This is a genomic window from Anaerococcus sp. C0059F3 (genome assembly GCF_056590475.1).
The window spans coordinates 31,311-50,291 of record NZ_JBWPWE010000003.1; the positions used below are offsets into that span (position 1 = coordinate 31,311).

The 18,981-nt window shown below is 31.3% G+C and carries 16 protein-coding genes and 1 other RNA gene; 16 read left to right on the forward strand and 1 reads right to left on the reverse strand.

What is annotated here, in order from left to right:
• The 8 genes from glgD to AC1EJ5_RS02540 all read left to right on the forward strand — a co-directional run bounded on the left by glgD (nt 1) and on the right by AC1EJ5_RS02540 (nt 11,756).
• Nucleotides 1-1,128: a glucose-1-phosphate adenylyltransferase subunit GlgD gene (gene glgD, locus AC1EJ5_RS02505; RefSeq protein ID WP_308748847.1), complete on the forward strand. Its 1,128-nt coding sequence runs from the start codon at nt 1-3 to the stop codon at nt 1,126-1,128.
• Nucleotides 1,128-2,558, forward strand: coding sequence for a glycogen synthase GlgA (gene glgA, locus AC1EJ5_RS02510; protein WP_223420287.1), 1,431 nt, complete (start codon nt 1,128-1,130; stop codon nt 2,556-2,558). The genes glgD and glgA overlap by 1 nt, the downstream gene beginning before the upstream one ends.
• A 5-nt stretch (nt 2,559-2,563) precedes the next feature.
• Nucleotides 2,564-4,819 (forward strand): glycogen/starch/alpha-glucan phosphorylase, encoded by a 2,256-nt coding sequence (locus AC1EJ5_RS02515; RefSeq protein WP_479814362.1) that lies wholly within the window; start codon nt 2,564-2,566, stop codon nt 4,817-4,819.
• Nucleotides 4,806-6,701, forward strand: coding sequence for a type I pullulanase (gene pulA / locus AC1EJ5_RS02520; RefSeq protein ID WP_479814364.1), 1,896 nt, complete (start codon nt 4,806-4,808; stop codon nt 6,699-6,701). The genes AC1EJ5_RS02515 and pulA overlap by 14 nt, the downstream gene beginning before the upstream one ends.
• Nucleotides 6,691-8,385: a phospho-sugar mutase gene (locus AC1EJ5_RS02525; protein WP_308748844.1), complete on the forward strand. Its 1,695-nt coding sequence runs from the start codon at nt 6,691-6,693 to the stop codon at nt 8,383-8,385. The genes pulA and AC1EJ5_RS02525 overlap by 11 nt, the downstream gene beginning before the upstream one ends.
• 99 nt (nt 8,386-8,484) lie before the next feature.
• Complete coding sequence (locus AC1EJ5_RS02530) at nt 8,485-8,988, forward strand: FHA domain-containing protein (protein WP_223420291.1); 504 nt, start codon at nt 8,485-8,487, stop codon at nt 8,986-8,988.
• Complete coding sequence (locus AC1EJ5_RS02535) at nt 8,981-10,246, forward strand: FtsW/RodA/SpoVE family cell cycle protein (RefSeq protein ID WP_308748843.1); 1,266 nt, start codon at nt 8,981-8,983, stop codon at nt 10,244-10,246. Before AC1EJ5_RS02530 ends, AC1EJ5_RS02535 begins: the two co-directional genes overlap by 8 nt.
• Nucleotides 10,236-11,756, forward strand: coding sequence for a peptidoglycan D,D-transpeptidase FtsI family protein (locus AC1EJ5_RS02540; protein ID WP_479814366.1), 1,521 nt, complete (start codon nt 10,236-10,238; stop codon nt 11,754-11,756). The genes AC1EJ5_RS02535 and AC1EJ5_RS02540 overlap by 11 nt, the downstream gene beginning before the upstream one ends.
• Here the strand turns inward: AC1EJ5_RS02540 and AC1EJ5_RS02545 are convergent, their stop codons facing one another.
• Entirely contained in the window at nt 11,757-12,542 is a 786-nt protein-coding gene (locus AC1EJ5_RS02545; protein ID WP_223420294.1) for an NAD(+)/NADH kinase, read from the reverse strand.
• Nucleotides 12,543-12,581: 39 nt separating this feature from the next.
• Between AC1EJ5_RS02545 and AC1EJ5_RS02550 the strand changes: the two genes are divergently transcribed.
• The 8 genes from AC1EJ5_RS02550 to AC1EJ5_RS02585 all read left to right on the forward strand — a co-directional run bounded on the left by AC1EJ5_RS02550 (nt 12,582) and on the right by AC1EJ5_RS02585 (nt 18,818).
• On the forward strand, nt 12,582-13,424 hold the full coding sequence (locus AC1EJ5_RS02550; RefSeq protein WP_479814368.1) for an RluA family pseudouridine synthase: 843 nt from the start codon (nt 12,582-12,584) through the stop codon (nt 13,422-13,424).
• Nucleotides 13,425-13,467: 43 nt separating this feature from the next.
• A non-coding RNA gene (gene ssrS, locus AC1EJ5_RS02555) (6S RNA) lies at nt 13,468-13,631 on the forward strand.
• A 63-nt stretch (nt 13,632-13,694) separates the two neighbouring features.
• On the forward strand, nt 13,695-14,303 hold the full coding sequence (locus tag AC1EJ5_RS02560; protein WP_308749284.1) for a YtxH domain-containing protein: 609 nt from the start codon (nt 13,695-13,697) through the stop codon (nt 14,301-14,303).
• 173 nt (nt 14,304-14,476) lie between these two features.
• Complete coding sequence (locus tag AC1EJ5_RS02565) at nt 14,477-14,761, forward strand: hypothetical protein (protein WP_308749285.1); 285 nt, start codon at nt 14,477-14,479, stop codon at nt 14,759-14,761.
• A gap of 44 nt (nt 14,762-14,805) precedes the next feature.
• Nucleotides 14,806-15,810 carry a LacI family DNA-binding transcriptional regulator gene (locus AC1EJ5_RS02570; protein WP_223420298.1) on the forward strand — a complete coding sequence of 335 codons (1,005 nt, stop codon included), beginning with the start codon at nt 14,806-14,808 and terminating at the stop codon, nt 15,808-15,810.
• 67 nt (nt 15,811-15,877) lie between these two features.
• On the forward strand, nt 15,878-16,138 hold the full coding sequence (locus tag AC1EJ5_RS02575; RefSeq protein ID WP_209771828.1) for an HPr family phosphocarrier protein: 261 nt from the start codon (nt 15,878-15,880) through the stop codon (nt 16,136-16,138).
• Nucleotides 16,139-16,208: 70 nt separating this feature from the next.
• Complete coding sequence (gene ptsP, locus AC1EJ5_RS02580; RefSeq protein ID WP_308749286.1) at nt 16,209-17,915, forward strand: phosphoenolpyruvate--protein phosphotransferase; 1,707 nt, start codon at nt 16,209-16,211, stop codon at nt 17,913-17,915.
• Between the two features lie 9 nt (nt 17,916-17,924).
• Nucleotides 17,925-18,818: a kanamycin kinase gene (locus tag AC1EJ5_RS02585; protein WP_308749287.1), complete on the forward strand. Its 894-nt coding sequence runs from the start codon at nt 17,925-17,927 to the stop codon at nt 18,816-18,818.
• Nucleotides 18,819-18,981: the final 163 nt, after the last annotated feature.

The following is an 18,981-nucleotide window of genomic DNA, read 5'->3' on the forward strand; positions in this document are numbered from 1 at the left end:
ATGGAAAGAATTGTTGCTTTAGTATATAGTCCTGACTTTAATGAATCAAATTATGGTCCTTTATGTAAATTTAGACCAGATTATATGTTGCCATTTGGTGGCAGATATAGAATTATAGATTTCGCCTTGTCAAATCTTGCGAATTATGATATAAATAGGGTTATCTTGTATGCGGGTAGCAAATTGCGTTCTACTCTTGATCACGTTGGAAATGGTAAAAGCTGGGAATTAAATAGGAGAAATGGTGGTCTCATGATAAACCCAGTTGGTCTAGCTAGCAAAGGACCAAGAAGTGAAGTTGAGACTTACTATGATACAATAGTATATTTCCAAGAGCATGATTTTGAATATGTTTATATCAAAAACCCAATGTATATCATAAAAGAAGATATTGGTGACGCTATGGAAAAAATGAAAGAAGAAGACATTGATTGTTTAATCTTATCAAATAAGACTGTAGATAAGGATGGAGAATATTTAAACCAATCCATTATTAATTCTGATGATTCAGGAAAACCAACAGGTGTTGGCATTAACCTTGGAATTACAGATACAGTTGACTTATTCCTAGGCTCCTTACTAATGAAAAAAGAAGCTTTCCTAAAGGTTTTAAGACATGCTATGCAGGCTAATGTATCTAATACTATGCTATCAGCACTTTTTGCTTACCCAGGTAAATTGAATATAGATTTCTATAGGCAAGAAAAGGAATTTGAAATAATCAAAAACGTAAATTCATTCTATGAAGTTAATATGAGACTTCTTGACGAGGATATTTTTGATGACCTATTCTATAAAGATGGTTTAGTATATACAAAATCAAAAGATGAACCATCAACTTCTTATACCAAAAATGCCAATGTTAAAAATTCGCTCATAGCTAACGGTGGAATTATTGAAGGAGAAGTTGAAAATTCTATTATATTTAGGGGCGCAAAAATTGGAAAGGGAGCTATAATAAGAAACTCTATCATTTTCCAAGATTCTGTGATAGGTGACGGCGCTATTCTTAACTTTGTTATCACTGATAAGGGTACAGAAATAGGCCACGATGTAAGATTATTTGGTAATAGGGCAAATCCATTCGTTACAGGAAAGAATGAATCGTTAGATCAAAGGAGCTATTAATGAATATACTTTTTCTAACAAGTGAATCAGTACCATTCATAAAAACTGGGGGGCTTGCAGATGTTGCTGGAGCTCTTCCAAAGGAACTTAAGAAAAAAGGTGTTGATATTAGGGTTGTATTACCCCTACATAAGGGAATAGATGGCTCTTTCCGTGAAAAAATGGAAAAGGTCACAGAATTTTACGTAGATCTTGATTGGAAACACCAATACGCTGGAGTTTATCAGTTAGAATGGGATGGAGTAACTTATTATTTTATAGATAACCTTGAATATTTTGACAGAGATGGTCTCTATGGTTACGATGATGATGCAGAAAGATATATCTATTATTCTAAGGCATGCACTCTTCTACCAAAAGAAATTAATTTTAAACCGGATATAATCCATTCAAATGACTGGCATACAGCTATGGTCAATGTTTTTGTAAATGATTTTAGTCAGGGTGATAGTTTTTATGAAGACATAAGAACCCTATTTACTATTCACAACTTAAAATACCAGGGAGTTTTCAACTCTGATTATATGGCTCTAGCCGGACTTGATGGAAGATATTTCAATGAAAACGACTTAAAGTATTTTGATGCTATAAACTTTATGAAGGGTGGAATTATTCACGCAACTCATGTAAATACAGTATCAGAAAATTATGCCAGAGAAATTCAATATCCATTCTATGGCGAGGGTCTTGACGGAGTAATTCGAGAATATAATTTCAAGCTAGATGGAATTGTAAATGGAATTGACTATGATGTTTGGAATCCAAAAACTGATAAAAATTTAGCTAAAAATTACGACTTAGACTCCATTGATGATAAGTATGTAAATAAAAAAGAATTACAAAAACTTTATAACCTTCCAGAAAGAGATGATGTTCCTGTATTTGGTATAGTTTCAAGGCTTAATGAAATGAAGGGTATGGATCTTGTTAGATATATCCTAGAAGAACTTTTACAAGAGGATATTCAATTAGTTGTTCTAGGCACAGGCGACTATACCTATGAAGAAATGTTTAAATACTTTGAATGGAAGTATCCAGAAAAGGTAGCTGCAAGGATATATTATAATGATAAAGAATCACATGACATCTATGCAGGATCTGATTTTTATCTCATGCCTTCTATTTCAGAACCATGCGGTATAAGCCAACTTATAGCCATGCGCTATGGATCTCTGCCAATTGTAAGGGAAGCTGGAGGTCTAAAAGATACTGTAATTCCTTATAATGAATATACCGGAGAGGGTACGGGCTATTCATTTGCAAATATAAATGCACACGAACTTTTATTTGCAGCTAAAAATGCCGTTGAAGTATATAAGAATAAAAAAGACGTCCATAGACATTTGATAGAAAATGCTATGAAGCAAAAGAATGACTGGGAAATGTCATCTGAAAAATATTTAGAATTGTACGAAAGAATTAAAGCTTAGAAAATATGAAAAATGATAAAGATTTTATCGTAAAAAGAATACAAAGTTTTTTGTATTCTTTTTATGCTAAAAATATAGAAAACGCAAGAATAAATGAAGTTTACGACTGCCTGTGTAGGTATATGATGGAAATTATTGGTAAAACTTGGGTGAAATCTAAGTCCCTTGGTGGTGACAAAGACTATTATATTTTATCCTTCGAATACCTACCTGGAAAGTTCATTGAAAGAAATATTCATAGACTCAAGATAAAGGATGAAATAATAGGAGCTCTTGATGAAATGGGCTTTGACATCGCTGATATTTTAGCCTGTGAAAAGGAAGCTGACTTAGGCGTTGGAGATATTGGAGTTGGATCATCAGCCTTAATAAATGCTCTTGCTAATGAAAATAAGCGTGCAGTTGCATATGCCTTAAGGTATGAAAATGGCAACCTAAAGCAAAAAATTATTGATGGTAGACAGGTCGAATATTCGGATTTTTGGCTGGAACAAGGATCAAACTGGGAACATAAAAAGGCCTTTTCCTACCTACTTGAAATTGATGGTAGAAAAAATAAATCAATTGCCTATGATATGCCTATATTAAGTGATGATGCTGGTTTTGTAAATACCTTAAGACTTTTTAAATCTGAACCACTTAATGCAATAAATATTGATGATTTTTCTAGAGGAGATTTTTTAAAAGCTTACGATGACTATATAAATGTCAGTTCTATTAATAAGTTCTTGTATATAGATGATTCTACCTATGAAGGTAAGATTTTTAGGTTAAAACAAGAATATTTTTATTCGGTATCTGCAGTTAGGGATATATTTAGAAGGCATAATAAAAGACATGGTAAGATTGAAGGAATTGAAAACAATATAAAAATATACACTCATGATATTCATCCAAGCCTTTCAATAATCGAATTCATAAGGATTTTAACTCAAGAATATGACTATGATATGACTAAAGCTGTTGAAATGGCAAGAAATGTTTTTGAACATGTTGCTTTTTCAATAACAGATGATAGTGTCGAAGTTTACGATATAGACATGATAAGAAGGATAAATCCTGGGATAATGGATGCAATCATTGAGATTCAAAAAAATCTTCAAATAAGCACTAAAGATATTAGCCTTGTAAAGAATGGCAAGGTGTCTTTTAGGAATATAAATAAATATCTGTCAGGAGAATATCACTACTTATCAAAAATCATTTCAGATTCTCGAGAAAATGATATTAACCATTCATATTATAATTATGGTACTGACAGGATTCTTTATGCTGAGGCTGCAAATATAGGACTTACAAATCTTTTTAAAGACTACGGCATAAGTTCTTATCATAATGAAAAAATTGGAAAAATCAAAAAGCTAAAAAATAATAAAAATTTTATTCTTGATTTAGACAAAGTAAAGTACAATAATAAAAGTGCGTTCGCAAATATTGTCAAAAATAGGACAGGTGACATCATAAATCCTAACTCTATTTTTGATATACAATTAACTATAATGCATGAAAGTAAAAGACAAATTCTTAATTGTCTTGCTATTGCTTATGAGTATTACATGCTAAAATATAATAGTAACCTTATGCTAACGCCAACCACCTATATATTTTCAGGTAAAGCCAATGAAGGATATTTCATGGCAAAAGAGACCATTAAATTTATCATAGCTCTTAAGAAAATGATTGATAAGGATAAATTTATTAGGGAAAAAATTAAAATTGTTTTTATAGAGGATTTAAATGTTGAGAAAATGAAAGGGATATTACCATCAGTTGATGTTTATTCAAATCTAACCCTGCCAACCCTTGATAATCAGAATTTCAATATTTTAAATGCTATTTTTAACATGTCCAATATTCTATCCTCAAAGGGTGGAATTGTAGATAATCTTACTAGGGAAAATTCATTCTATACTTTTGGTGCCGACTTTAAACAAGTACAAAAATTATATGAGGATAATACATATAATGCCAATGAGTTTTATTATGATAAGCAGGTTGTTAAATTCACTATAGACAATTTATTAAATGAATCCTATGAAGATTTTCCTTATAATTTCAAGACTATTTACGATCAGTTGTTGATGTATAACGACTCCTTTAAGTGTTTTTATGATTTAGAAGATTTAATTGATACACGTAAAATTATCAAGAAAGACTTTTTGGATGTTTATAAATGGACTAATAGACAAATTGAAAATATATTGTGGGCAAATAATTTTAGATTGGATGAAGTAATTAGTAAAGAGAATGAACTTAGTTAACAATATTAGCTATAAAGAAATAAAAAAAATTAAATTAGGAGCAACTTATTCTAAAAATGAAACTACATTTAAGGTATTTGCTCCAAATCGAGATAAGATTGACCTAGTAATAACGGATGATTATAAAAAAGTTAGAAGAGATATCTATCCAATGGTAAAGGATGAGATGGGGATATTTACTGTTAGTTTAAAGGGAAACTACGACGAATATTTTTATAATTATATTGTTGAAGATAAGTATGAAGTAACAGATCCTTATGCAGTTTCAGCATCGATAAACTCTATGTATTCGGCTGTTATTGATTTGGGGGATACAAATCCAGAAGGATTTAAGGAAAGCAAACATCCTGACATTAAGGAAAATGAAGCTATCATTTATGAGTTAAGTGTAAAAAATTATACTGCTGACCAGTCAAGTGGGGTTTATAATAGGGGTAAGTTTTTAGGGCTTGCAGAAGCTGGTACCAGATACAAGGATGTAAAGACAGGACTTGATAATATAAAAGAGCTTGGTGTGACCCATGTACAAGTTTTACCTATTTATGACTTTATTTCTGTAGATGAAGATCATTCGAGATTTTTCCATGATGATAATTATAATTGGGGTTATGATCCTGAATTATATTTTGCCCCAGAAGGCTCCTACTCAACTAATCCTTTAGATCCAAAATCTAGGGTTAGGGAAGCTAAGGAGATGGTGAACGCCTTTCACGATAGGGGAATAGGTGTGATTATGGATGTAGTTTTCAACCACACTTTTAAAACTATAGATTCAAACCTAAATACCCTGGCTCCTAAATATTATCACAGGACAAATCCTGATGAGAGTTTTTCAAATGGTTCAGGCTGTGGGAATGAGCTTGCAAGCGAGAAACCATTTGTTAGAAAACTTATTATAGATTCTTTAGTTTATTGGGCAAAGGAATATAAAATTGATGGTTTCAGGTTTGACTTAATGGCTCTTATTGACCTTGAAACTATAAAGATTGCAATAAAAGAGCTAAAGAAAATCAACCCAAATATAATTATATATGGTGAGCCATGGATGGCCTTATCTTCACCTCTAGCTTACGACCAGCAAATATGGAAGGGTAGACAGAGATCAAATGGATTTGGTGTTTTTAATGATGATTTCAGGGATGCTATCAAAGGCGATGTAAATTCATATGGAAAGGGTTATATTCAAGGCATATTCAACAACAAACATGCTATTGAAACTGGAATAAGGGGTTCGATAGATATCGGTAATGGCGATGGTTTTGCAGACGATGCTAGTGAGACAATAAATTATTTTAATTGCCACGATAACTTGATTCTATATGATAAGCTTGCTATTTCACTTGATGACACCAGTGATATCAATTCATATGTTAAACTGGCCTTAGGGATCATTATGTTATCTTTCGGTAAGCCATTTATTTACGAAGGAAATGAGTTTAATCACAGTAAAAAAAATGATGCAAATTCATATAGGTCACCACTTTATATAAATGCTATAAATTGGGAAGATAAGGAAAATAATAAAGAAATTTTCACCTATGCTAAAGACTTAATAGCCCTTAGGAAATCTATAGAAGCTTTTAAATATACATCACATGATGAAATAGAAAAAAGACTTGATTTTATTGAAGGTCTTGATAATAGCGTGATAGGATACACACTCGATAAGGAATATTTAGTTTTAATAAATGTAAATTGTCATGAAATCTTCATTGACCGTGATATATTAGTAAATTATCTTGGTTCTGAAGAGTATAATAAAATTGAAAAGATTTTTGACAAAGAGGGTATGAATAATATGAGCATGGATATAAGTCATGGTATTAACTTAGAATCTTTGTCAGTAAATGTATATAAGATAGGAGAGGCTTATGGACTATAAGAAAATTTTTGATACTTGGTACGAAGATGACAGGTTTGATGAAGAAACCAGGAAAGAGTTAGAGTCTATTAAGGACAACGATGAAGAAATCAAGGATAGGTTCTACCAATCATTAAAATTCGGTACAGCAGGTCTAAGGGGCAAACTTGGTGCTGGTACTAATAGGATGAATAAGTACATGGTAGCTCAAGCTACTCAGGGTTTTGCAGATACAATAGCAGAAGGCGGAGAAGAAGCTAAGAAACATGGCGTTGCCATTGCTTATGATGTAAGACATAAATCTCTAGAATTTTCTAAGATAGCTGCTGAAGTTTTTGCTGCAAATGGCATTAAGGTTTATATCCATAAGAACATTGAACCAACTCCAGTATGCTCATTTACAATCCGTGAATTAGGTTGTGTTGCAGGTGTAATGGTAACAGCATCTCACAACCCAAGAGAATATAATGGTTATAAGGCATACAATGAAGAAGGTAGCCAAATTATGGATGAAACTGCTAATAAGATTTTATCCTATATTGGTGACCACCCAGATTTCTTTGAAATCCCAAGAATGGACTTTGAAGAGGGTTTAAAAGATGGAATCATTGAATATGTTCCAGATGAAGTCATCGATAAATATATTTCTCTAATCCTTGATTGTACAATTAATGATGAGGGAATTGACAAAGACATTTGTGTGGTTTACTCACCACTCAATGGTACAGGAAATAAACTAGTTAGAAGAATTCTGGATGAAAGAGGATTTACAAATATTCATGTTGTTAAAGAACAAGAAAATCCAGATCCAGATTTCACAACTGTTGGATATCCAAATCCTGAAGATCCAAAAGCTTTCAAATATTCTGAAGAATTAGGAAAGAAAGTTGGAGCAGACCTTCTTCTAGCAACTGACCCTGATGCTGATAGATGTGCTGTAGAAGTTAAGGATAAAAATGGGGACTACCAATTCTTAACAGGTAACTTAATAGGTACCTTATTAACTCAATATATCTTATCAGGACTAAAAGATAAGGGAGAACTACCAGCTAAGGCTGCAGTTGTTAAGTCAATTGTAACTACAGATTTAATCGCTCCAATTGCTGCTAAGTATGGTGTTCAAAAATTCGATGTTCTAACAGGATTTAAGAATATCTATGATAAGGCAAATGAGCTTGAAAGAGAAAATTCAGGCAAGTTTGTATTTGGTTTTGAAGAATCAATTGGATATAATTACAAAGATTTTGTAAGAGATAAAGATTCTGTAAATGCTGCTATGATGATTACAGAAATGGCTGCATATTACAAAGCTAAGGGCAAGAGCTTAATAGATGTAATAGGAGAAATCTATGATGAGCATGGATATTATTCTAACGAAGTTATATCAATAGTTCTCGAAGGTGTAGATGGCCAAGAAAGAATTGGAAGGATTATGACTGAAGTAAGAACAAATCCTATCAAAGAATTTAATGGCGATAAGGTAGTTAAAGTTATTGACTATCAAAATGATGATACTGGACTTCCAAAATCAAATGTATTGAAATATTACTTTGGAGAAGATTCTTGGGTAACATTAAGACCTTCAGGTACAGAGCCAAAGATTAAGATTTATGTAAATGCCATTGGTGATTCTATGGATAAAGCAAAAGATAAGAAAGATTCAATAGTTAAGCACATGGAAGCTGTAATTGACTCTATAAAATAAAATAATTCTAGGCCTCAGGGGAAACTCTGAGGTTTTTTTCTTAAAAACTTGAATTTAGGCTTAAAATATCATAATATATAGCCAAGGAGTATTAAATATATGGAAAAGTTTTTTAATCTTATTGATAAAGTATTTTCAATAAATGTTTTTGGAAGTTTAACTTTATATCAATTATTATCAACAATATTAAAGTATATATTTGTTTTTGTAGTTTTTTATTTTATTTACTCTATTATTAGAATAATATATTACGATGTTAGAACTACACTTAAAAAAGAACAAGATTCTGATACTTATTTAAAATTAATAAATTTGAACGATGGTTTTTCCTTTATGGTTCAAGAATATTACTTTTTGGGAGAAGATAACACTATTGGTAGAGATGCAAGAAATACTATAAGTATTAATGATAAGTATTTATCAAAATTCCATGCTAGAATTCTTCAAGACGAAAGTATGTATTTTCTCGAAGACCTAAAATCAGCAAATGGTACTTATTTAAACGATGAAAAAATCATTGATGCTATAGAACTAAAATCTGGAGATATTATTAGAATAGGATCTCTTAAGTTTTTATTTGTCCAAGGTGATCGAGATGAATAAATCGATAGATATATTAGAAAAGTCAATGAGAAAAACTAGGGCCAAGGCAAATATGCTTTTATTTTTCTTTGAGTTTTTGTCTTTGTCTTTGGCGATGATTTTCAATATAGAAAATCTAACAAATATGGATTTTTATACCTATCTAGCAATTTTGGCAGTAACTCTTCTTACTTCATTTTTGGTAGATAGGTTTACAAAGTCTGATAATATTTTGCTACTAATAGTAAATATGTTATTTTCAATTGGTGTTGCCATTATATATAGACTGGATCCAAAGTTAGGTAGGAGACAACTGCAATTTTACTTAGTTGGAGTAATTTTATTTTTTATTACCTATTTTATATTAAAAATTGGTAATAAATGGGATAAATTAATATTATTCTACGCCGGGATATCAATAGCTTTATTTATTATAACACTTGTATTTGGTACTTATCTATGGGGTGCTAAGAACTGGATTATAATTGGTAATAAATTTAGTATCCAACCTTCAGAGTTTATAAAAGTGCCCCTAGCATTTTTTATAGCAAGTTTTTATACTAACTTCAACCAAATAAGTCTTAAGCCCTTTGGCAGGTATTTTATGAACTTTATGATTTATGTATTCATAGGATTCTTGTTTCTTCAAAAAGACTTGGGAACTGCTTTGATATTTTTTGGTGTTTTAATTTTAAGCCAATTTGTTTATGAAAAGGACAGAAAACTTATATTTGTAAATATGTTTTTTATGATAATGGGTTCTATAGCTGCATATTTCTTGTTTGGTCACGTTAGAATAAGGGTTGCAACTTGGCTAGATCCATGGTCAGACATTGACGTTACTGGATACCAAATAACTCAAGCACTATTTGCAACAGCAAGTGGGGGACTTTTTGGAACAGGAATTGGCCTTGGAAGACCAGATTATATACCAGTGGCGGAATCAGATTTCATTTTCTCTGCTATTTGCGAAGAAATGGGTGTTTTCATGGGCATAGGAGTAGTCCTATTATTTATGATTCTCGTTTATAGGGCGATAAAAATATCTCTTATTCAACAAAATAAATTCTATTCTGTCTTAGCTTTTTGTATAGGGGTTTTATTTGCGCTTCAAACTTTTATAATTTTAGGAGGGGTATTAAAATTAATCCCACTAACAGGTGTAACCCTACCATTTATTAGCCAGGGTGGATCATCCATGCTTGCAGGTTTTATCCTTCTCGGCTGTCTCCAATATTGTGGAGAAGAAATAAAGGAAGGAGGCGAAAATGACAGATAATAAAACAAACAAAAAAAGAACTGATAATAAAACTCTTTTAGATAAAATCAAGGAGCTTGAAGAAAAACAGAGATATAGGGAAAATAGCCAACTTAAGGTTCTGACAAAATCAACATTAAATAAAAGACTTGTTTTTGTAATGGTATTTTTTGTGTTTTTGTTTATGTTTGTAGCTTTATACTTAGTTTATTTCCAATTATTTAAGGCAAAATCTTTGGCAGATAATTCTCATAATAGGAGACTCTGGTTAAATGAGGATTTAGTTAAAAGGGGAAGTATATACGATAGAAACGAAAATGTTCTAGCCTATAGCGAGAAAGATGAGTCAGGAAAACAAGTAAGGATTTATAATTATCCTGAAGCCTCAGCTCCAGTTACAGGATATTCTTCCAATACTTACGGGAAAACAGGAATTGAAAAATCTTATAATAAAGAACTCCTTGCAATAAGTGGAGAAAATTTTAGTAATTTTAGAAAAATGGTTGTCAAAAACGATACAGGAAATGATCTCCATTTAAGTTTGGATCAAAATATTCAAAATATAGTCTATAATTACTTAAGTGCCTACAAGGGTTCTTGTGTTATTATGAATCCAAGTACTGGTCAAATTCTAGCAATGGTTTCAACACCAAGTTTTAACCCGAATACTTTAGACAATGATTGGAATAATCTAATCCAAACAACAGATGGTAGGCTAGTCAATAGGGCGACACTTGGTATGTATAGACCGGGTTCAACCTTTAAAATAATAACTTCTGCATCAATTTTAGATAATAAGATAGATACATTTTATAATGATAAAGGAAGTGAAGTTATTCAAGGTTATGAAATAAAAAACTATGATGATCAAATTTTTGGTAATCTTGACCTAAGATCGGCATTTGTAAACTCTGCAAATACTTATTTTGCAAACAAAGCTGTTAATTTAGGCAAAGATAAGCTTGCTAGGACAAGTGAAAAATTTGTTTTCAATAAAGACTATAAATTTGACTTAGATAAAAATAGCTCAGTTATTCCTTTCAAGGACTTAAATGAAGCGGATCTAGCGATGACGGGATTTGGTTATGGTAAGACACAGATGACACCACTTCATATGGCGATGATTACATCCGCCATTGCCAATAATGGTGTTATGATGAAGCCTAGACTTGTAGATAAGATTACAAACAAAGAAAAAGATGTTGTTTATGAGGCAGAAAACGAAATTTTATCAAAGGCAACAAGTGAAGATACTGCAAATACAATTAGAGATATGATGGTTGAAGTAGTTAATTCAGGAACCGGAACTAATGCTTATCTAAATTGGGTACAACTAGCCGGAAAAACAGGAACAGCCGATAAGGCTGATGGAAATGTTGATGCTTGGTTTGTTGGATTTGCTCCAGCTTATGAGCCAAAGATAGCCTTTGCTATGGTAATAGAAGATAGCCAAGGCACAGGTGGTGAAGTGGCTGCGCCTTTAGCAAGAAATATAGTTAGGGATATTTTTAATACAACATCATTTAACTAATCACATAAGCTTATTTTTGATATTAGTCCAGTAATGGTTTTTATTAAGAATAAGCTTATTTATTTTATTTGGGGAAACACCTATGCTAATTTTGAAATCTTTAGTATAGAATTCTCTGCCATCAAAAATAAATATTGTATGGTAGTTATCTCTCTTTGAAACAGATATTTCAACTGTCGCATCATTTGGAAGTACAACAGGACACTTTAGTGACTTGTTTAAATTTGAATATACAGGAGCAATTGGAGTTAGCTGAAAACCATTGAGTGATTGGTGCAAAATAGCTCCATTTGCTGATAAATTGTAAGCAGTAGATCCGTGTGGAGTAGAAATTATCAGACCGTCTCCAGAATAAGCCTCAATAAAATTGCCGTCTATAAAAACTTTTAGTCTAATAATTTGGTTTTTCTTAGATTTAACAACTACTTCATTGATTGCATTTATACTCTTGTTGTTAATTTTTGATTGAAGAACTGTTAGTTCTTCAACTTTGTATTGATGTTTTTTTAGAGCATCTACAAATTCTTCTAGCATGTCTACCTCAATTTCTTGGTAGAATCCGAGGTGACCAGTGTTTATTCCTATGAAGGGGATAGAAGAAAAATTTGAAAGATGAACTGCATTTAAGAAGGTACCGTCACCTCCTATTACAAGATTTAAAAAAGCGTTGGGGTTAAAATCTGCGCTAATTTGATAACCGTTGGACTCTAATATTTTTTTTGTTCTCTGAAAGATTGTGTTTGTATACCTAGATTTGTTTTTAAAAATATTAATTATATTTGTCATATCATATCCTCTCGCTTATATTATATCATAGGAGTAAGTATGAAATATATAAAATTTAAAAATTCTAAGAAAATATCTTTAAAAAAGTTCCTAAAAGAAAAATCAATATCTATGAGAGCTTATCAAGAACTCATTAAGGGAGGAATATTTGTCAATGACGAACCAACATTCAAAAATATTTCTCTTAAAGAAGGAGATACTATAAAAATATTTATAGAAGATGAAAACTTAGACTACAAACCTATTGAAGGTGATTTAAAGATTGTTTATGAGGACGATAATCTGCTTGTAGTTAATAAGCCTAGTGGACTTACTGTAAACTCTAATAATCAAGTAAGTCTAGCAAATTATTTGGCGTATTATTTCAATGAAAATAATATAAAAGCAAAAATTAGGTTGATTTCAAGACTTGATATGAATACTTCGGGTCTTATGATGGTTGCAAAGAATAAGTACGCTCAGGCTTATTATCAAAAACAACTAGAAGAAAATAAGATAACAAAAAAATATCTTGCATATATTAAAGGTGAATTAAATATAGATAAGCTCTATAAAATTAGGCTTGCCTATGATGAGTCAAGCAAGTCCTATAGAGAAAATAATGATGGTAAGGAAGCCATTACATATTTTAAGTCCATAGAAGTAGGGGGAAAATATTCTATAATTGAATGTGATATAAAGACAGGAAAAACCCACCAAATCAGAGCTAGTCTTTCAAATTTGAAATATCCAATAATAGGTGACCTTCTATATGGTTCAGAATATCAATTTGAAAGATTTCTCCTACATTCATATTATTTGCAATTTATAGAATTTTTAAGTCAGGAAAGTATTATCCTTGAGGATTTCCATGATTTTAAGCCCTTTTTAATTAAATTGTGAAAAGATTTATCTTGCAAAATTTATAGAAATATATTATAATTAAATTATCCTAAGGTAAGGTCCAATTTAAACCTACAAACTTTATAAGGGATTGCGGAGTTCTAACTTTGATGACAAGCCTCCTTAGAGTGGAAGTCAGAGATTTTAGACAGCTTGCCCACCTTCACATACGGGAAGGTCTTAAGTTAAGGACCCCTTAGGATAATATTAAGTTTTAAAATATTATTTTTGGGTAATAATTAGTAAGACTAAAATAAAGGAGAATAATTTATGTCATTACAAGATTATATTGAAAGCAAAGCAAAAGCTAAACAAAGAGAAATTAAATACGAAATATGGAAAGCTAAAAATCATGACTCAAGAATGAGAGGCCAAGGTCTTTTAGTAGGTGCACTTGTAGGTGCAGCTGCGGGCATTTTATTTGCCCCAAAATCTGGCAAACAAACTAGAGAAGATTTAAAAGAAGCTTTTAATGATACAGTAGATACTGTTAGAGATACAACTTACGACGTAATCGATCAAGCAAAAGATGGTTATGAAGATTTAAAATATAGAGCTTATACAGATCTTCAACCAATTAAAGATGGTATTGAATATGGCGCAGAAGTTGCAAAAGATACAGGTAGACAAATAAAAGAAGCCTCTAAAGAGGTAAAAGATTCTCTTGCTGATGGAGCAAAAGACGTAAAAGAAATAGTTAAAGAAAGCGCTGGAGAAATTTCTAAGGTTGCTGATGAGAAGAAAGAAGAAATCTCAAAAGAAGTAAAAGATACCAAAGAAGATGTAGAAGAAGGCGCAAAAGAAATAAAAGATGAAGCTAAAGAAACAAAAGAAAAGGTAAAAGAGAACGATTTAAAAGTAAAACATAAAAATAATTAGTCAAGGAGATATAAATGAGTATAACTATAGATTTTAATCTTCTAGGCAATATAATTATGAGCGTCTTAGCTATACTAGCTCTAATATTTTTAGTACTAGTTTTAGTTAAGGTGAATAAATTGTTGGGAAGCGTTCAAGAGGTTCTTAATAAGAATTCAAGTAATATTGATAACGTGATTACTAAATTACCACATCTAACAAATGAGGCGACAAACCTTGTTGAAAATGTTAATAGTGTAGTCACAGATCCTAACTTAAAGATGGCAATAGCAAAAGTAAATGATACTATGACAAGTGTTAATTCTATAGCTGATGATGTTAAAGATACAGTTAATTATGTTGGAATAACAGCTGTTGATAGTGTAGATACTTTTGGAGCTGGAGTTGCATCAATTACTGACTATTCATCTTTAATTATAGATGTAATAGATATCGTAAAAAACGTAATTGCAGGTTAAACTAAGACCATCTAAATGATGGTCTTTTCTATAATGGAGGAAATATGGGACAGCCAACAATCAAAGACGTAGCTAAGCTTGCAGGCGTATCTATATCTACGGTTTCTAGGGTTATGAACAATTCAAAACCTGTTAGTCCAGAAGCAAGAAGAAAAGTAGTAGATGCAATTAATAAGCTTGACTTTAAACCAAATGAATTAGCTAGATCCTTAGTAATGAGAAAATCAAACCTTGTAGGTGTAATTGTTAAGGATATTGGAATTGAATACATGGCTCAACTAATAAGGGGCATAGAAGAAATAGGTAGGGTATACAAATATGATATCTTGCTTACAAGCTCTTATGGCGAAGATAAACAAGTCGAAAACTCTATAGACTTTTTAGCAACCAAACAAGTTGAGGGCTTAGTAATTATTACTGAAGATATATCTACAGAAATACTTGTAAAACTAAGAGAAACAAGAATACCTTTTGTAATCTTAGATAAGTATCATAACTATAAAAACATAAAAACTGTTAAAGTTGATTATGAGACTGAGGAATATAAACTTATATCTAGTCTAACAGAAGCAGGTCATAAAAACATATTATTGCTTGCAGGTAAAGATCAAAACGTAATCAATGAGTCTATGATAAATGGTTATGAAAAGGCTGTAGGTAAGGATAATTCTTATATCTTAAGAATAGATGGAATGTCAAGCGACGATGGATATTCAAATGCAGGTGAAGCTGTAAAAATTATTAAGGAAAAAAATATTAGCGCAGTTGCCTGTGTGAATGATGAGATGGCAATTGGTTTTATGAACTATTGTGTTGACCACGGAATTAAAGTCCCTGATGACCTATCTGTTGTAGGATTTGGTGATAACAAAGTTGCCAGCATATACAGACCAAAATTAACCACAGTTTCTATTCCATATTATGATATAGGTGCAATTTCTATAAGAGCTTTAATTAAAAGAATCAAGAAGGAATCAGATATTTTAGAAGATGATTGGATCATTGATGCTCAAATAAACAAAAGGGAATCAACCAAAGTTATTAGTTAAAGTATTGTTAATTTTTTTAAAAATAGTAAAATATAACTATAAATAAAAATCAATTTAGGAGGATTTTATGGCAGAAAGAACAGTAGTTGTTACAAATGAGACAGGTTTACACGCTAGACCAGCAGCATCATTAGTACAATTCGTAAAAAACTATCCAGGTGAAGTTACAATTATAAAAGATGAAAAAGAAGCTAATGCAAAGAGCATCTTCAATGTTATGAGCCTTGGAATAGCTAAAGGAACTGAAATTAAACTAATCGTAGAAGGCGATGATGAAGAAAAATTTGCTGACGAATTAGTAGAATTTGTTGAGAATTTAGCTGAATAAAATCAAGTCTATAAAGGATACTTTTAAAGTATCCTTTTTTTAAAATATAAATATAAGGAGAATAGGTTATATGACTGAAAGATACGAAGGAATTAAAGCTAGTACTGGTTATGCTATTGGTAACATTTATTTATTTACAAGAGAAAAAATTGATGTGAACCAAGCAAAAATCTCGCAAGAACAAGCTGATGGAGAATATCAGAAAGTAAAAGAAGCTATCAACGCTTATTTTGAAGATTTAAGCAATCTCGATAACCCAACAGAAGCCCAACAAAATATAGCAAATGCCCATAAAGAATTACTCCAAGACCCATATTTTTCTGACACAATTGAAGGGAAGATAAAAAACGAAAATAAAAATAGTGAACTTGCATTAGATGAGACCGTTAGAGAAATGGTTGAAATCATGAGTGCCCTTGATGATGAATATCTAAAAGAACGTGCAAGTGACTATCAAGATATTGGCTTCCAAGTTATGTATAAATTAAAGGGAATTAAACCAAAAGATTTATCTAATCTTGATAATGGAAGCATAATCATTTCTAAAGAACTAACACCATCTGATACAGCAAATATGGATAAAGAAGCAGTTGTTGGCTTTGCAACAGATTTAGGTGGTAAGACAAGTCATACTTCTATAATTGCCCAAACTTTAGATATGCCTGCCCTAGTTGGTATGGCAAATGTTTCTACTAAGCTAAAAGGCGGAGAAAAAGCAATTATTGATGGGTACGAAGGAGTTCTAATCATTAATCCTAGCCAAGAAGAAATTGAAAAATACGAAAAATTGATTCTTGAACAAAAAGAGAAAAAAGAAAGACTTAAAAATGTCAAGGATATGGAAGCTATAACTACTGATGGAAAAAAAATCGAAGTTTCAGCAAATATCGGAAATATTGAAGATCTTAAATTAGCTATAGAAAACGGATGTGATGGTGTAGGCCTATTTAGAACTGAATTTTTATACATGGAAAGTTCAGAATTCCCAAGCGAAGAAGTTCAGTTTGAAGTCTACAAAGAGGCAACTGAGATGCTTGGAGAAAAACCTCTTATCATAAGAACTCTTGATATTGGAGGGGATAAGGGACTTGATTATTTCAAATTCCCTGTAGAAGAAAATCCATTCCTAGGTTACAGAGCGATTCGTTTATGCTTAGATAAGGAAGATATATTTAGAACCCAATTAAGAGCCTTAGTAAGAGCATCAGCTTTTGGTAATCTAAAGATAATGATTCCTTTCGTAGTAAATATTGATGAGTTAAAGAAATCAATCGAATTAATTGAAGACATCAAAAAAGATCTTGATAAGGAAGGAATAGACTATAACAAAGACCTTGATGTAGGAATAATGGTTGAAACCTCTGCTTCAATAATAATGGCAGATAAATTTATTAAATACGCTGACTTTTTCTCAATAGGAACTAATGACTTAACCCAATATACCCTTGCGGTAGATAGAGGAAATGAGAATATAGCTCATATGTACTCAAACTATAACCCAGCGGTTCTTAGAGCTATTAAACATGTAATTGATGTATCTCACCAGGCTGGTAAATGGACAGGTATGTGTGGAGCCTTTGCAGCTGATACAGAAGCAACAAAACTTTTACTTGGTTTAGGATTGGATGAATTTTCAGGCTCATCTGCAAAAATAGCAGAAATTAAAGACACAATTTTAAAATCAAGCCAAGCAGAAGAAAAAATCTTTGCAGATAAAGCCATAGATTTAGAACTTGCTTCCGAAGTAGAAGAATTAGTTAAAGAACATAATAAATAAGGGATAAAAATGACTAGTGATATTAGAAATATCCTAGGACATACTAATATTTTTAATAATCTTGGTGATTTTGATAGAATTGAGAAAATTGGATCAAGCAAATATAGGGTAGACAAAGATGGAATATCTTATGTCTTTGCCCTTTATGACCTTGACCAATTTGACAATATAGAAAATGAATCTTTCGTCAACGAGGTTTTGGAGCACGCAGGCCTAGATCCTCTTAAGATCTATGAAAAAGGTTTGATGCCTGATATAGAAAAATCTTTTAAAGTTTATGAATACAGAAACGAGATATCATTAAAAGATTTTCTAGACAAAGCAAGTTTAGATGAGGAAGAAAAAATTGGAAAAGAATTTGGCATTGCACTTAGAAAGCTTCATGGAATAAAGCCTACCGATAAGATAGATTGGCACAAAGCCTTTCTTCTAAAGTCAAATCAAATATTTTATAGACATGGTTTAAGTGAGATAGGTGATGATGATTATATGTTGGTAGATTTTATTAATTCTAATAGGCATTTGACCGAAAATACTGCAATAAACCTTTTATATAAAGATATTAGTGATAAAAACATTAGGATATTTAAGGAAAAATATTTAGATTTAAGAGGTATAAAAAAACTTGAATATGGTGATGGAATAGTTGATTTTGTTGAAATAAATAGAATTGCAATAACCCACCCAAATTTTGCAAAAGCTGCTTTATATTCTTATCATGAAGGAAATAAACCAGCACGAAAGTTTTATCGACTCTTAAGTTTATATCAAGCAACAACTATCCTTGATAGCATAATAGATCAAAGAAATAAATCACCATCATACTTGAGTAAAGATGAGTTAGAATCATTACTTGATATGTATGATAATTTCAATGAATTAATACCAAAATGGGCAGAATAAAAAAGGTGGCGTTATAATGGCAATTCCCCTTAAAATAGATGACAAAGATAAATAATATTTTTAGTTAGATTTTGGGGATTTGTAATTATATTAGCCGCTTTTTAAGGCTCTATTTATTGAATAAATCTCCATTTTATGATAACATTTTATTATAATATAAGGA

Coding starts and splice junctions, on each gene's coding strand:
- glgD (WP_308748847.1), top strand. CDS start 1: ATGGAAAGAATTGTTGCTTTAGTATATAGTCCTGACTTTAATGAATCA.
- AC1EJ5_RS02540 (WP_479814366.1), top strand. CDS start 10,236: ATGACAGATAATAAAACAAACAAAAAAAGAACTGATAATAAAACTCTT.
- AC1EJ5_RS02515 (WP_479814362.1), top strand. CDS start 2,564: ATGAAAAATGATAAAGATTTTATCGTAAAAAGAATACAAAGTTTTTTG.
- pulA (WP_479814364.1), top strand. CDS start 4,806: ATGAACTTAGTTAACAATATTAGCTATAAAGAAATAAAAAAAATTAAA.
- glgA (WP_223420287.1), top strand. CDS start 1,128: ATGAATATACTTTTTCTAACAAGTGAATCAGTACCATTCATAAAAACT.
- AC1EJ5_RS02570 (WP_223420298.1), top strand. CDS start 14,806: ATGGGACAGCCAACAATCAAAGACGTAGCTAAGCTTGCAGGCGTATCT.
- AC1EJ5_RS02560 (WP_308749284.1), top strand. CDS start 13,695: ATGTCATTACAAGATTATATTGAAAGCAAAGCAAAAGCTAAACAAAGA.
- AC1EJ5_RS02530 (WP_223420291.1), top strand. CDS start 8,485: ATGGAAAAGTTTTTTAATCTTATTGATAAAGTATTTTCAATAAATGTT.
- AC1EJ5_RS02550 (WP_479814368.1), top strand. CDS start 12,582: ATGAAATATATAAAATTTAAAAATTCTAAGAAAATATCTTTAAAAAAG.
- AC1EJ5_RS02525 (WP_308748844.1), top strand. CDS start 6,691: ATGGACTATAAGAAAATTTTTGATACTTGGTACGAAGATGACAGGTTT.
- AC1EJ5_RS02535 (WP_308748843.1), top strand. CDS start 8,981: ATGAATAAATCGATAGATATATTAGAAAAGTCAATGAGAAAAACTAGG.
- AC1EJ5_RS02545 (WP_223420294.1), bottom strand. CDS start 12,542: ATGACAAATATAATTAATATTTTTAAAAACAAATCTAGGTATACAAAC.
- AC1EJ5_RS02585 (WP_308749287.1), top strand. CDS start 17,925: ATGACTAGTGATATTAGAAATATCCTAGGACATACTAATATTTTTAAT.
- ptsP (WP_308749286.1), top strand. CDS start 16,209: ATGACTGAAAGATACGAAGGAATTAAAGCTAGTACTGGTTATGCTATT.
- AC1EJ5_RS02575 (WP_209771828.1), top strand. CDS start 15,878: ATGGCAGAAAGAACAGTAGTTGTTACAAATGAGACAGGTTTACACGCT.